Source organism: Mesorhizobium sp. WSM4848, from assembly GCF_055811375.1.
In genome coordinates this window covers 1-13,781 of the sequence record NZ_JBVVPX010000041.1, presented here as the reverse complement: position 1 = coordinate 13,781, position 13,781 = coordinate 1, and the positions used below count along the sequence as shown (strand labels likewise).

Here is a 13,781-nt window from a genome sequence, read left to right as displayed (position 1 = left end):
CCCTGTCGCCGGGTTATTTAACACCACCCCCAAAAAAATCCCACCCCCCCCCCCCCCCCCCGCGCCCCCCCCCCCCCCCCCCACACCCCCCCCCCCCCCCCCCCCACCCCGCGGGCCGCCGCCCCCCCCCCGGTTCTTTCGGCCCGAGGGCGGGCGGGAGATTTGAAAATGGTTAGCGCGACACGAAACAGTTGCCGCCGGCAGCCTTGTAGTTGGTGCACAGGTTGATCGCATCGTTGCGTGACTTCGCCGGGACGCGGACGCGATAGAACGTTCCCTTGCCGGCGATCTCGGCCTTGACGATGTTGGCCGTGTGGCCGGAGAGCACGCTGCCATAGCGACGCTGCAGATCCTGATAGGTCGACTGGGCGCTTTCGACGGTCGGCTGCGAGGCGATCTGCATCGACCACGAGCCACCGCCGGTCGAGGCCGCCGCCGGACTGATGGACGCAACCTGGTCGGGCTTGACCTCACCGACGACGTCGACCGGCTGGTCGGATGGACGCTGCGGCGCCACCGGAACCGTGGCCGGCGTGTTGGCAGGCTGGGTGGTTTGGGCTTCAGCCTCAGCCGTGGGCGCGGCGGCCAGATTGACTGCTTCCGGCCTGGCGGCTTCCGGCGCGGCGGTTTCGGCCCGGTCGCCGGCCACTGGGTCGCCGCCCAACAGGTCGCCACTTGCCTGGTCGGCAACAGACGGTACGGTACCGGTCTGCGCCGGGTCGCCGGCCTGACCCGCCGGGGCCACAAGCTGCGGCGCCGGATCGACAGGCTCGACGGCAGCCACTTGCGATGCCGCAGGCGCCGGATCCTCGCGCGCAACCAGTGAACCATCTGATTTGACCACCATGGTTCTCACCTTGCGTGGCGCGACGGCGACGACATCCGGCTCGATGCCCTGCTCGGCCTCTTGCAGAACCTGGGCGATACGATCCTCGGACTTGGGTGCCGGCGCGGCGGCGTCGGCATTCCCGGCCGCTTGCGTGCCGCCGGCCGCTTGCGTGCCGCCGACCGCATCGGCGGCTTCAGCCGTGTCGATGTCGTCGGGCGAAAGATCGACCACACGGCTCTGCGGCGGTTCCTTGGCGGCCACGTCCACCGGCTCTTCGGTGTTGGTGACCAGTTTTTCCTGGACCGGTTCGGCAGGCCTCGCGCCCCCCTTGGCCACGGCGTCGTAAACCTTGTTGTCCTGGTTCGGCACGACGGTGCCGCCCGGGTTTTCCGGCCTGACCTTGATCGGCGCGTTGTCTGCCTTGACGATGACCGGCGCATCGGTGCCGCCGTTGCCGCCGAAAGACAGCGCGAAGGCGCCGAGACCGCCGGCGATCGCCACGGCGCCGACGACTGCGGCGACCAGCAGGCCGCGGCTCCGGGGCCTCGCGACATCCTGCTCGGCCAGGCCTGGAACCGACATGGCCTCATCCAGTTCGGGGTCGTAGTCGAGTTCGTCCAGGGCAAAGTCGTTGGCTTGCGCTTGCGAAACCGGCCGCCCGTTGGGCAAGTCGCCCAGATCGAAGCCGCTGGCAGCATCGGCGTAAGACGCACTGGCGGGCGCTTGCGCTGGTCTCGCCGCATAGGTCCGCGTTTCAACGCGGTTGGGCTCATAGCCTGACTGGAACCCGGCCGCTGACTGGAACCCTGCCCCCGGCTGGGGTCCGGCCCCCGGCTCGAATCCGGCCCCCGGCTTGAATCCGGCCCCCGGCTTGAATCCGGCATTGTAGGATTCGTCGTCATACGCCGCGCTGCGCGCCGGGGCGGCAGCGACGTCCACGGCATTCATTTCCGAGAGAAGGTTGGCGAACTCGGTATCGAGATCGTCATAGGCAGGCGCCGGCGGTTCGTCTCCATTGAAGTCGAGTTCCGGAATATCGAGGTCGTCCGCCAGCGCTACGACGCGCTCGGGCACATCGACCGTCTCGACATCGGGCATCTCGTCATATGCAGAGGGTTGTTCGCTTTGCGCTGGCGCAGTTGCCGCATTGGCGGCATCGTCTTCGGCCGGCTCATCCTGATGGGCCGGCTCATCCTGATAGGCCGGCTCATCCTGATAGGCCGGCTCATCCTGATAGGACGGTGCCGCAGCCATTGGCGGCGTCGTTGTTTCTGTGGTCGCCGAAGCCGTCGGCTGGGCTGCAAAGGCAGGCTGCGGCTGTGCGACCGGCGTTACGCGGCTCCACGAACGGGCAGGCGCAGGCGCGGCGGAGGGTGCCGCCATCCAGCTCAGCGAATCATTCGGTTCCTGCTGTGGAGCGGCGGCCGCAAGATCGTCGCCGTCGCCATGATCCAGACCGATGTCCTTGGCGAAGGCGGCGTGCAATGCATCGTCGTCGAAATCGATATCAGCCGGTCCGGCAGCATCTTCAGCGCCTAAATCATGGCCCTCGAGCCCGTCGAGGAGAACGGTGCCGAGATCGGCGTCGGCGGCCTGGACCGCGTCATCATTCGGCTGCTCCGAAAGGTCTTGCTCGTCAAGGCTCCAGACCAGTTCGTCGGTGGGATCCACTGGTTTGTCGGCGGCTTTTCCAGCCGCGGCTACAGGTTGCTGAACCATGGCGGGTTCATTGGCCGCGGACGCTGCCGCGGGGGCAGCCCGTGTGCGCATGGTGCCCAACAGCGCGTTCAATTCGTCTTCGAGGCTCCGCTCCTCAGCGACGGGGGCTGGGGCCGTCGGTTGGGCTGCAACGCCGGGGGCCTGAGTAGCCGGCTCCTCGGCTTCCTCGGCAAGCGCGTCGTCGAAGCTCAATTCAAAATCGTCGTCGAACGCATGTTCCGGGGTTGCGATGGAAGGCTTATCGGCCTTGGCGGCGATAGCCTCCGGTTCGTCAATTCCTGGCTCGTCGATTTCGACCGGTTCAGCCGTGCGAATGTCGAAATCCATGTCGACGTCATCCATGGCGACGTCATCCATGGCGACGTCGGCCATAGTGTCGTGGTCGGCAAAGTCCTCGTCGGACTCATCCGAAACGGCCCGAGCAGGCGCAGCAGGAGCTTCAACAGCAGCCTCGATCGGCTCATGTTCGTCGAGCATCAGTTCGTCTTCGAGCGAGCTTGCGACGGCGTTGTCGAATTCATCGTCGAACGCCGGTTCGGCGGCCGGCGCGGAGATGTCGGCGGCTTCGGCAGCCTGCTCCACCGGCACGTGCTCGTCGAGCGTCAGCTCGTCTTCGAGCGAGCCTGCGACGGCGTTGTCGAATTCATCGTCGAACGCCGGTTCGGCGGCCGGCGCGGAGATGTCGGCGGCGGTATTCTGTTCGTCCGTCGCATCGTCGTCCAGCCGGAAATCCTGTTCGGGCGACGCAGAGAGTTCGTCGTTTACCGGCAAATCGTCTTCGAACGGCGACACGTCTTCGAGCGAACTGGCGATCGCATGGTCGAAATCGTCGTCGAACGCCGCTTCAACAGCCGGCTCGGATACTTCGGCAACACCAGAACCCACGTCGGCGGCGGCAACGGCATGGGCAGTTTCGTCCGCGGTGTCGTCGTCCAGCCGGAAATCCTGTTCGAGCAACGCCGCAAGCTCGTCGTTCCCAAGCTTGTCGCTCACGGGCAAATCGTCTTCGAATGGCGACACGTCTTCGAGCGAACTGGCCAGCGCATCGTCGAAATCGTCGTCGAAAGCAGCTTCAACAGCCGGCGTGGATGCTCCGGCAACGCCAGGGCGTACATCGTCGGCAGCAATGGCATCGGCGGTTTCGTCTGCCGCATCGTCGTCGAGCAGGAGATCCTGTTCGAGCGACGCGACAAGCTCGTCATCGATTGGGTCAGTTGCGGCCGCTGCAAAAGCCGGCTCGCGAAGCTCGGCTGCGCCGTGATTGTCGTCGCCACCGAATTCGCCCATCAACTCCTTCTCGAGGTCGATGCCGAAATCGCCGTCGTCCGCCGGCTGACTTGCTGCAGACGCTGTCGGCTGGGCCTGCGGCTTGACCGGCTGGCGCGGGTCGAACCCCATGATCCTGGTCAGTTCCGCGAACGGATCATCGTTGGCGATATCGTTTTGGGCGGCTGTTCTCAGCTGGGTTCTGTCTGCCATTATTGTTCCCGAACTCGCACTCATTCGGACGCCGTGGACGTCGCGCAGGGTTGGCCCTTACCAGCGCAATGTGGGCAAAAGGTGACAGGTTTTTTAGTCAAACCTAACGCATTTCGGTGGGCGCATCGGCTCCGATCAGCGTCAGGCCGGACGTCAAAACGTCCGAAACAGCCTGCACCAGCCCTAGTCTGGCATGGGTCAATTGTCGGTCGTTAACCTTAACAAAACGTAAGTCGGGATTTTCGGTACCGCGGTTCCAATGTCCGTGGAAGCTGGAGGCGAGATCGTAGAGGTAGAATGCCAGCCGGTGCGGCTCGAGCGCAAGTGCCGCGGATTCGATCAGCCGCGGATATTCGGCAAGCTTCCTGATAAGGCCGATCTCGCCTTCGTCGGTCAGCGAAGCGGTGGCGGCGGCCAGCCGATTGCGGTCGAAATTGGCCTCGCCCAACTGTTCGCTCGCTTGCCGGAACACCGAATGGCAGCGCGCCGAGGCATACTGCACGTAGAACACCGGATTGTCCTTCGACTGCTCGGTCACCTTGGCGAAGTCGAAATCGAGCGGCGCATCGTTCTTGCGGTAGAGCATCATGAAGCGGATCGGGTCGCGGCCGACCTCCTCCACCACTTCGCGCAGCGTTACGAAATCGCCCGACCGCTTCGACATGCGCACCGGCTCGCCCTCGCGAAAAAGTTTTACCAACTGGCAAAGCAGCACGGTAAGCTTCACCTCGTCGCCGGAAATCGCCCGGGCGAGCGCTTCCAGGCGCTTCACATAGCCGCCATGATCGGCGCCAAGCACATAGATCAGCTCGACGAAACCGCGATCGACCTTGTCTTTCAAATAGGCGACGTCCGCGGCGAAATAGGTGAAGGTGCCGTCCGACTTGACCAGCGCCCGGTCCATGTCGTCGCCAACCGCTGTCGAGCGGAACAGCGTCTGCTCGCGATCCTCCCAGTCGTCCGGCTTCTCGCCCTTGGGCGGCGGCAGCTTGCCCTTGTAGATATGGCCCTTGAGGGTCAGGTCGTTGATCGCCGAGCGGATTTTCCGGGCGTTATCGGCGTGCAGGGTGCGCTCCGAGAAAAAGACGTCGTGATGCACATTGAGCAGCGCCAGATCCTCACGGATGATCGCCATCATCGCATCGATCGTCCTGTCCTTGACAATGGCAAGCGCTTCTTCGTCCGGCATCAGCAGCAAGGAACGGCCAAATTCGCTCGACAGAGCCTGACCGACCGGCACGAGATAGTCGCCTGGATAGAGCCCGGCAGGAATCTCGCCGATGTCGTCGCCCAGAGCCTCGCGGTAACGCAGCATGACCGAGCGGCCGAGCACGTCTATCTGCGACCCAGCATCGTTGATGACATATTCCTTGGTCACGTCGTAACCGGCGAAGGCCATCAGATTGGCGAGCGCATCCCCCACCACGGCGCCGCGGCAATGGCCGACATGCATCGGTCCGGTCGGGTTGGCCGAGACATATTCGACGTTGGCTTTCTTGCCGCCGCCGACGGTCGAGCGGCCGTAATTGCGGCCTTCGCCGAGCAGCGCAGTCAGGTGCACCTGCCAGAACGCGTCCTTGAGCCTGAGATTGACGAAGCCCGGGCCGGCAACGTCTGCAGCGGCGATGTCCGGGTCGGCGCGCAGGGCTTGCGCCAGCCTTTCAGCCAGTGCGCGCGGCGGCTGGCCGGCCGGCTTGGCCAGCACCATTGCCGCATTGGTCGCCAGGTCGCCATGGCTGGCGTCGCGCGGCGGCTCAACGGCGATGCGCGACAAGTCCAGCGAACCGCCGTCTTTGTCTTTCAAATCAAGCGCTTCGACGGCCTTTATAATTCGCGCGTTGAAATCGGCGAAGATGTTCATTGGTGTGGCTCTGGCTCTGGCGGCTTTGCGGAAAACCGGTCTATTGGCCGGCAAAATCGAGCCCCGCCTAGCTTAATTCAGGCGTATGGTCAAACAAACGGCGGTGTTCTTTCAAAGCGTAGGTATCCGTCATGCCCGCCAGGAAATCGGCGACGCTGCGCGCCTTGATGCGATCGTCAGCCCGGTCGAGCCCTTCACACCAGCCATCGGGCATGGCGCGCGGATCGGCGAAATAGACCTCGAACAGGTCGTTGACGATCTGCTCGGCCTCGTTGCGCACGCGCATGACTTCGCTGTGACGATAGAGATGCTTGTAGAGAAAGGCCTTCAATTCCTTTTCGAGAGCGGCCATTTCGGCTGAAAAGGTCACCATCGTCTCGCCTGCCGCCCTCACCGCGTCGACGCTGTCCGGCTTGATGCGGGCCAGATTGGCGGTGGTGGAGATGATGACGTCCTCGACCATCATCGTGATCTGCCGGCGCATCAGTTCGTGCCCTGTCCTCACATCATCCAGCGCCGGATAGCGCTGACGCACGCCGTCGAGGATCGAGCCGGGCAGCGAGACCTTTTCCAGCATGTCGAGCTTCAGAAGGCCCGACCTCAGGCCGTCGTCGATGTCATGGCTGTTGTAAGCGATGTCGTCGGCGATCGCCGCGCACTGCGCCTCGATGCCGGCGAAGCGGTCGAGTTCGAGGTCGTGCAGCTCCGAATAGTCGCGGATCGCTTGCGGCACCGGCCCCTTCAGCCCGTTTCCGCTGGCGTCGGTCAGCGGTCCGTTGTGCTTGACCAGCCCCTCCAGCGTCTCCCAGGTGAGGTTCAGCCCGTCGAATTCGGCATAGCGGCTCTCCAGCCGCGTCACCACGCGCAGCGACTGTGCATTGTGGTCGAAGCCGCCCCAGGCCGCCATCTTCTCGTTCAGCGCGTCCTCGCCGGTATGGCCGAAGGGCGTGTGACCGAAATCGTGCACCAGGGCCACCGCCTCTGCCAGGTCCTCGTCGCCGCGCAGCGCCCGCGCCAAGGCGCGCGCGATCTGCGCCACCTCGATCGAATGCGTCAGCCGGGTGCGGTAATGGTCGCCCTCATGCGCGACGAACACCTGCGTCTTGTGCTTCAGCCGGCGGAAGGCCGTCGAATGAATGATGCGGTCGCGGTCGCGCTGGAACGGCGTGCGGGTCGGGCTCTCCACCTCATCGAACAGCCGCCCGCGCGACTTTGCCGGATCGCAGGCATAGGCGGCGCGCGGCCGATAACCGAATCCGATGTCGCCCAACCCATTTGTCATCGCCCAACCAATTTCCACAGCCTATGCCGCAGTTGACTTGCCCCTCTGCGCTTCATACCTATCATGTGAAACCGAAAGCAAGGTGACGCCCATGGGCGCTGATACCAAGACCGCCATGAAAGTCGAGATGACCGACGCCGCCGCCAGGCGGATTGCGAAGATCGTGTCTGGCGAAGCCGGCAAGACGGCGCTGCGCGTTTCGGTTGAGGGCGGCGGCTGTTCCGGCTTTTCCTACAAGTTCGACCTGGTCGATGCGCGCAACGATGACGACGTCGCCATCGAGAAGGACGGCGCCACCGTGCTGATCGACGACCTCTCGCTGGTCTATATGGGTGGCTCGGTGATCGATTTCGTCGACGATCTAATGGGTCAGTCGTTCCAGATCAGGAACCCGAATGCGGTCGCCTCGTGCGGCTGCGGCACCAGCTTCAGTATTTAGAGAATGCCTGCCATTAGCGCGGTCCGTCAGGTCGCGCTTTCAGCCGGCCGCGATCTCGATGCAACGCTGGCGTTCTGGCACGACGTGCTTGGCATGACCGTTCACGTGCGCTTCGATCCGCCTGGCATCGCCTTCATCATGGCCGGCGACGTGCGGCTGCTGTTCACCGATGGCCTGCCGGCCGGCACCGTCTATCTCGACATTTCGGGCCTCGACGATTTCCACGCCTCGGCAAAAGCCGCCGGTGTCCCCTTCACCGCGCCGCCGATGCTCGTCCACCGCGATACCGAGGGCCTGTTCGGGCCGGCGGGGGAAAGCGAATGGATGGCCTTCCTAAAGGATCCGGCAGGCAATACGATCGGCCTCGTCGAACGCCATCCGCCTGAACAGCAATGAGGCCGTCATGAAAATCGTCACCTGGAACATCAATGGCGTTCGGGCCCGTATCGGCAATTTGACCCACTGGCTGACGGAAAGCGCGCCCGAAATCGCCTGCCTGCAGGAGATCAAGACGGTCGACGAGCAGTTTCCGCGGGCCGAGATCGAGGCGCTTGGCTACAACGTGGAAATCTATGGGCAAAAGGGTTTTAACGGCGTCGCCATCCTGTCGAAGCTGCGCTTCGACGAGGTTATCAGGGGCCTGCCGGGCGACGATGCCGACGAGCAGGCGCGTTTCATCGAGGGCGTGTTCTCGACCGACAAGGGCGCGTTGCGCGTTGCGTCGCTGTATTTGCCGAACGGCAACCCGATCGATGACGAGAAGAAGTTCTCCTACAAGCTGTCCTGGATGGCGCGGCTGGAGCGCTGGGCCGAGGAAAGGCTCGTGCTCGAAGAGGCGCTGGTGCTGGCCGGCGACTACAATGTCATCCCCGAACCGATCGATGCGAAGTTCCCGGAGAACTGGCTCAGCGATGCGCTGTTCCAGCCGCAGACGAGGCAGGCATTCCGCCGGCTGAAGAACCTCGGCTTCACCGAAGCCGTGCGCGCGGTCACCGACTCGCCGGACATTTTCACGTTCTGGGACTATCAGGCCGGCGCCTGGCAGAAGAACAACGGCATCCGCATCGATCACTTGCTGCTCTCGCCCGAGGCAGCCAATCGCTTTTCCTCGGCCTCGATCGAAAAGCACGTGCGCGCCTGGGAAAAACCCTCGGATCACGTGCCGGTGGCCATCGAACTGGGTTTTGCGCCAATCTGATCGTTTCGGGGCCCGAACCGCCGGATTCCCGGTTGATAGACCGTCATATCGCCACAATCGGGGTTTCCGCTGCAATCCGGGTTCGGCCGGGGTTCAGGATGACGATCAGGTTTGCGATTTGCCCATGTGCCGCCGCGCTCGCCCTCTCGGCGACGCCGGCGTTTGCCGACCCGGCATGCCTGGCCAACGGAACATCCTTCCGGATCGGCCAGGTCGCCTGCCTGACGCTTTCCGGCCGGAGCCATCTCGCCCGCTGCGACATGGTGCTCAACAACACGTCATGGACAAGGATCCGGGACGATTGTCCTAAAACCACGCTGGCGCCGCCGGCCACGCCGATTTCAACGCCGGAGTCCGGTCCCGTTCCAACGCAACCGACCGAGAATTGATCTCGACTTTTTCGAGATCCCCACTCTTCCTGACTATTGACCCAATCTTTCCTGGTGACCCAGTCTTTCCTGGCTGTTGGCTTCGCGACTACCGGTCGCCGCCGCCCTTGGTGAGGATGTCGTCGGCCAGCGAAATCGCGGTGCGGCGGTCGGCCTCGCCCGCGGCGGCAAACGCCTCTTCCTGCATGCCGCGTATCCATGGCTGGTCGGAAGGTGCGGCCCGTTCAAGCGCCGCGGTCATCATCGCCAGCCCCCGAACGATCTTGCCGCTCTGGAAGAGCAGGTGGCCGAGCGTCGCCTGCGCGCCGGCATGGCCCTTTTCCGCAGCGAGCTGGAACCAGCGTCCGGCCTGCTTGATGCTCGCCTTGACGCCGCCCTTGCCATTCAGGAAGATCTGGCCCATCTCGAACTGGGCATTCGGGTTGCGGTAGTTGGCGGCGGCGCGCATGTAGTACTCCTGGGCCGCCACCTCGTTCTCTTTGATCGGGCTGCCGGGGATGCCCTTCCTCAGATAGTCGCCGAGCGCCACGAGCGCATCCGAGACATAGCTCTCTTCCGGCGAGCCGGGCTCGACGTCCTGGTCGGCGATCTCGCTGAAGAACTTGAAGGCTGCGTAATCGTCGCGCTCGACGCCGTCGCCCTCGGCATACATGCGCGCAAGCTTCCAGGTGGCGCCGATCTGGCCGTTTTCGGCCGCGTATTTATAAGCCTCCGCAGCCTGCTCCTTGCGGCCGTTCTTGTAGGCGGAGAAGCCGAACTGGAACACCGCCCACGGACTCGACTGCGGTTTCACGCCGGTCTTGTCGTCGAACACCTTGTCGTCGAAGGCCATGGCCTGGCCCGCGGCGCCCAAGGTCGCGCCGAAAGTGGCGATCGCGACCAGTGCCGAAAAGACAGACAACCTCAGCAACTCAGATATCCGCATAACAATGTGTTTCTCTCGCACCACCGGGATGGGTGACCGCCCCGTCGCGGGCAGGCCCAACCGTTTGTGCATATTTCCAGATCGCGCCCGACTGATAGTCGGTCGCGCGCGCCTTCCATGCCTTTGCCCTGGTCGCCAGTTCGGTGTCGGACAGCGCCACCTCGATGGTGCCGTTCACCGCGTCGATCGAGATCAAGTCGCCATCCCTGAGCAGCCCGATCGGGCCACCCACGGCGGCTTCCGGCCCGACATGGCCGATGCAGAAACCGCGTGTCGCGCCCGAAAAACGCCCGTCGGTGATGAGAGCCACCTTGCCGCCCATGCCCTGGCCATAGAGAGCCGCCGTCGTCGATAGCATTTCGCGCATGCCCGGACCGCCGCGCGGTCCCTCGTAGCGGATCACGAGGACCTCGCCTTCGCTGTAGCTGCGATCCGTAACCGCCTGGAAACATTCCTCTTCCGAATCGAAGCAGCGTGCCGGACCAGAGAATTTAAGCTCCGACATGCCCGCGACCTTCACGATCGCGCCTTCGGGGGCAAGGTTTCCCTTCAAGCCCACGACGCCACCCGTTCGGGTGATTGGTCGGTTGGCGGGACGGACCACATCCTGGCTATCATTCCAGGCAACGTGCTCCATATTTTCGGCTAAAGTGCGGCCGGTCACGGTCAGGCAGTCGCCATGCAGGTAGCCGTGGTCGAGCAATGTCTTCATCAAGAGCGGAATGCCGCCGGCCTCGAACATGTCCTTGGCGACATATTTGCCGCCCGGCTTCAGGTCGGCGATATAAGGCGTCTTCTCGAAGATCCTGGCGACGTCGAACAGGTCGAACTTTATCCCCGCCTCATGCGCGATCGCCGGCAAATGCAGTGCCGCGTTGGTCGAGCCGCCGGTGGCCGAGACCACGGTCGCCGCATTCTCCAGCGCCTCCAGAGTGACGATGTCGCGCGGGCGGATATTTTTTGCGATCAGTTCCATGATCTTTTCGCCGGAGGCGAAATTGAAGCGGTCGCGCATCTCATAGGGCGCCGGCGCCCCACAGGAATAGGGCAGCGCCAGCCCGATGGCCTCGGCGACGGTGGCCATCGTGTTGGCGGTGAACTGGGCGCCGCAGGAGCCGGCCGACGGACAAGCCGCTTGCTCGATTTCGAGGAGTTCGGCGTCGCCGATCGTGCCGACCGAGTGCTGGCCGACGGCCTCGAACACATCCTGCACGGTGATCTGCCGGCCCTTGTAGGAACCGGGCAGGATCGAGCCGCCATAAATAAAGATCGACGGCACGTTGAGCCGCACCATGGCCATCATCATGCCGGGTAGCGACTTGTCGCAACCGGCAAGGCCGACCAGCGCATCGTAGCAATGGCCGCGCATGGTGAGCTCGACCGAATCGGCGATGACCTCGCGCGACACCAGTGACGATTTCATGCCCTGGTGGCCCATGGCGATGCCGTCCGTGACGGTGATGGTGCAGAATTCGCGTGGCGTGCCGTTAGCCGCGGCGACACCCTTCTTGACCACCTGCGCCTGGCGCATCAACGAGATGTTGCAGGGTGCCGCCTCGTTCCAGCAGCTCGCGACGCCGACCAGTGGCTGCGCGATCTCGGCCGCCGACAAGCCCATTGCATAGAGATAGGAGCGGTGCGGCGCACGCGCCGGACCGACGGTCACATGGCGGCTGGGCAGTTTGGCCTTGGAGATGACTCTGTCGTTCATACTCTTCCCTTGCCGCAAGCGGTGCGACCTGCCCCACCGCCGAGCCTTTTGGCATGCCTTGGGACGAAATCGAGGTGCGCCGGGTTTATGGCGGGAAGTAGGCGATGTCGGCGGGCGCGGTTGTGGCGCGAGGGTTGTTCAGAAACTGTTGCCAAAACATCACGATCGCGTGAGGCAGAGGGAAGCGGCGTCATTGCAACGCCGCTTGGTCGCGGGCAAGCCCCTCAAGCAAAAAGGCCGGGGAACGCCCGGCCTTTTTGCTATTGAAAACAGATGTTTAGAACTTGATCTTAACCGAAGCTGAGCCGGCAAGGAGCAGATCGTCGTCATATGTGTAGGTGACGGCATTTGCGGTGTCGCCAGCACCGGTGAAGGTCGACGACCCACTGGTCAGGACACCGATCGAGCCACCAAGTCTGACCTCGATCTTGTCGTTCGGCGAATACGAGATGCCGCTGGCCACGGACCAGGTATCCGACTGATAGCCGGAGGTCGTCGAGGTTCCACGATCCCAGGTCAGCGAAACCGCGGCCGACAATTGGTCGGTGAACTTGTGAGCTATGCCGCCCGAAACCGTCCAGCCGTCGCGATAAAGCAGGTCGAAGGAAACGGGCGAGTCTGGGGAGCCAGGTATGCCGCCGGTTACAGGGCTGCGAACGCCTTGGATCGGAATGATGCCAAGCTTGCTCCATTCCTGCCAGCGGATAGAGCCAAACGCCAGCCAGCCAGGCGCTATGCCGCTCTGCAGCTTGAGTTCCACAGCCTGGGGTATCTCGGCCGAGGCGGAAACAGGGAACACCCCGGTAGAGCCTGGAACCAGATCCGCTGGAAAGGCGCCCCTGAAACCGGTCGAGTCGACGGTTCCCGACAGTTCGTCATATTTGTAGCTCGACGAGTAGACCAGGCTTGCGCGCAAGGCTATTTCGGGAATTTCATATGCGGCACCCACGCGCCAACCCCATGCCTCATCGGAAAGCTGGAATTTGCCGAGGCCGGTATTGCCGAAGGCCAGCAGTGTCTGGCGCGACAGAAACGCATCGACCTCCTGGTAGGAAACGCCGCCGATGAACCGCAGGGTGCCCTTGCCGACATTTACCTTGTAGGAGCAGGTTAGGCCGAAATCATTTGTTTTGACGTAGTATTCGACCGCGGTTGGCGAATAGGCGTTGTTCATTCCGAAGTCTGCTTCCGCACCATACGGTTCCGTATAGGTCGCGAGGCAATCCACCGGTTCGAAAATGTTGGCCTTGATGCCGATGCGCGGCACCGCATAGTCGCCACCAACGTCCACTGACGGGGACGACAACGCAACCGGGTTTGGCGGGGAATCCAGGCGCTGCACATTCTTCAGTGTGCGCTGTGGCGAAACATAGGTGACGCCGGCGTCGAACGAATATGGCGTGGCATCGAACAACTGGTCGATGTTGACACCGCCCCGGTCGAAGCCGCCGGCGTTGGCAACGCCCGACATCAAAAGCGAAAAGCACCCCGCCCCCAGCAGCGCTTTCAGACGCAAATTGTTCATGAATCTCCTCCCCTAGTACGAATGGACTAAGCTAGACCCAATCCAGGTTAACGGCGCAACAACGAATTCTCGAAGCGTGCATGTACGCGTCCGCCGACCGCATTTCAGACAAAATGACAGCTTCCACAGCAAAGCCGGAAAAAGGCTCGTTTCGCTGCAAATCGACAAAAATTCAGAAAACTTGCGTGGAAAGACGCCAAAACGAGCCGTTTGCGAAGACGAGGCCCCCATTGTTACATTATGGCAACAATGGGGCTAAAACATTACGTTTACGTCAAGATTTACGCTGCGGAACGCCTATTTTTAGTACAGGAAGCCCCCCGAAAAGCGAGTTCGCAGGGACTGTGAGGAATTCTGTGCGCGAGGCCCGCTTTCGTCATTGGCTGACGAACCTCTCGCCGAAGACGACGGCGAACTGGGTCTT

The 13,781-nt window shown here is 63.1% G+C and carries 11 protein-coding genes; 5 read left to right on the top strand and 6 right to left on the bottom strand.

What is annotated here, in order from left to right:
* Positions 1–172: 172 nt before the first annotated feature.
* From AC0L16_RS28355 to AC0L16_RS28345, 3 genes are all read right to left on the bottom strand, one after another.
* Positions 173–4,027 (bottom strand): SPOR domain-containing protein, encoded by a 3,855-nt coding sequence (locus AC0L16_RS28355; protein ID WP_473624665.1) that lies wholly within the window; start codon positions 4,025–4,027, stop codon positions 173–175.
* Between the two features lie 103 nt (positions 4,028–4,130).
* Positions 4,131–5,888, bottom strand: coding sequence for an arginine--tRNA ligase (gene argS / locus AC0L16_RS28350; RefSeq protein WP_473624663.1), 1,758 nt, complete (start codon positions 5,886–5,888; stop codon positions 4,131–4,133).
* Positions 5,889–5,955: 67 nt separating this feature from the next.
* Complete coding sequence (locus AC0L16_RS28345) at positions 5,956–7,170, bottom strand: deoxyguanosinetriphosphate triphosphohydrolase (protein WP_473624662.1); 1,215 nt, start codon at positions 7,168–7,170, stop codon at positions 5,956–5,958.
* A gap of 91 nt (positions 7,171–7,261) precedes the next feature.
* Here AC0L16_RS28345 and erpA point away from each other — a divergent pair, with 91 nt between their 5' ends.
* The 4 genes from erpA (at position 7,262) to AC0L16_RS28325 (ending at position 9,196) form a co-directional block, all read left to right on the top strand.
* Positions 7,262–7,609, top strand: coding sequence for an iron-sulfur cluster insertion protein ErpA (gene erpA, locus AC0L16_RS28340; protein WP_473624660.1), 348 nt, complete (start codon positions 7,262–7,264; stop codon positions 7,607–7,609).
* A 3-nt stretch (positions 7,610–7,612) separates the two neighbouring features.
* Positions 7,613–8,005, top strand: a complete 393-nt coding sequence (locus AC0L16_RS28335) for a VOC family protein (protein ID WP_473624659.1) — start codon at positions 7,613–7,615, stop codon at positions 8,003–8,005.
* Positions 8,006–8,012: 7 nt separating this feature from the next.
* The gene (gene xth, locus AC0L16_RS28330) at positions 8,013–8,807 is read left to right on the top strand and encodes an exodeoxyribonuclease III (protein ID WP_473624658.1); all 795 of its coding nucleotides are present in this window, start codon (positions 8,013–8,015) and stop codon (positions 8,805–8,807) included.
* A 98-nt stretch (positions 8,808–8,905) separates the two neighbouring features.
* Positions 8,906–9,196 carry a hypothetical protein gene (locus tag AC0L16_RS28325; RefSeq protein ID WP_473624656.1) on the top strand — a complete coding sequence of 97 codons (291 nt, stop codon included), beginning with the start codon at positions 8,906–8,908 and terminating at the stop codon, positions 9,194–9,196.
* A gap of 88 nt (positions 9,197–9,284) precedes the next feature.
* Here AC0L16_RS28325 and AC0L16_RS28320 read toward each other — a convergent pair whose 3' ends face one another.
* From AC0L16_RS28320 to AC0L16_RS28310, 3 genes are all read right to left on the bottom strand, one after another.
* Positions 9,285–10,121, bottom strand: a complete 837-nt coding sequence (locus AC0L16_RS28320) for a tetratricopeptide repeat protein (protein WP_287077200.1) — start codon at positions 10,119–10,121, stop codon at positions 9,285–9,287.
* The gene (gene ilvD, locus AC0L16_RS28315; RefSeq protein WP_473624655.1) at positions 10,108–11,832 is read right to left on the bottom strand and encodes a dihydroxy-acid dehydratase; all 1,725 of its coding nucleotides are present in this window, start codon (positions 11,830–11,832) and stop codon (positions 10,108–10,110) included. The genes AC0L16_RS28320 and ilvD overlap by 14 nt, the downstream gene beginning before the upstream one ends.
* 277 nt (positions 11,833–12,109) lie before the next feature.
* Positions 12,110–13,357, bottom strand: coding sequence for an OmpP1/FadL family transporter (locus tag AC0L16_RS28310; protein WP_473624653.1), 1,248 nt, complete (start codon positions 13,355–13,357; stop codon positions 12,110–12,112).
* A gap of 80 nt (positions 13,358–13,437) precedes the next feature.
* On the opposite strand from AC0L16_RS28310, the gene AC0L16_RS28305 reads away from it, so the two are divergent.
* Positions 13,438–13,781 (top strand): hypothetical protein (locus AC0L16_RS28305; RefSeq protein ID WP_473624652.1); only part of this gene is annotated, 344 nt, incomplete at its 3' end.

Coding starts and splice junctions, on each gene's coding strand:
- ilvD (WP_473624655.1), bottom strand. CDS start 11,832: ATGAACGACAGAGTCATCTCCAAGGCCAAACTGCCCAGCCGCCATGTG.
- AC0L16_RS28320 (WP_287077200.1), bottom strand. CDS start 10,121: ATGCGGATATCTGAGTTGCTGAGGTTGTCTGTCTTTTCGGCACTGGTC.
- AC0L16_RS28355 (WP_473624665.1), bottom strand. CDS start 4,027: ATGGCAGACAGAACCCAGCTGAGAACAGCCGCCCAAAACGATATCGCC.
- argS (WP_473624663.1), bottom strand. CDS start 5,888: ATGAACATCTTCGCCGATTTCAACGCGCGAATTATAAAGGCCGTCGAA.
- erpA (WP_473624660.1), top strand. CDS start 7,262: ATGGGCGCTGATACCAAGACCGCCATGAAAGTCGAGATGACCGACGCC.
- AC0L16_RS28310 (WP_473624653.1), bottom strand. CDS start 13,357: ATGAACAATTTGCGTCTGAAAGCGCTGCTGGGGGCGGGGTGCTTTTCG.
- xth (WP_473624658.1), top strand. CDS start 8,013: ATGAAAATCGTCACCTGGAACATCAATGGCGTTCGGGCCCGTATCGGC.
- AC0L16_RS28345 (WP_473624662.1), bottom strand. CDS start 7,170: ATGACAAATGGGTTGGGCGACATCGGATTCGGTTATCGGCCGCGCGCC.
- AC0L16_RS28325 (WP_473624656.1), top strand. CDS start 8,906: ATGACGATCAGGTTTGCGATTTGCCCATGTGCCGCCGCGCTCGCCCTC.
- AC0L16_RS28335 (WP_473624659.1), top strand. CDS start 7,613: ATGCCTGCCATTAGCGCGGTCCGTCAGGTCGCGCTTTCAGCCGGCCGC.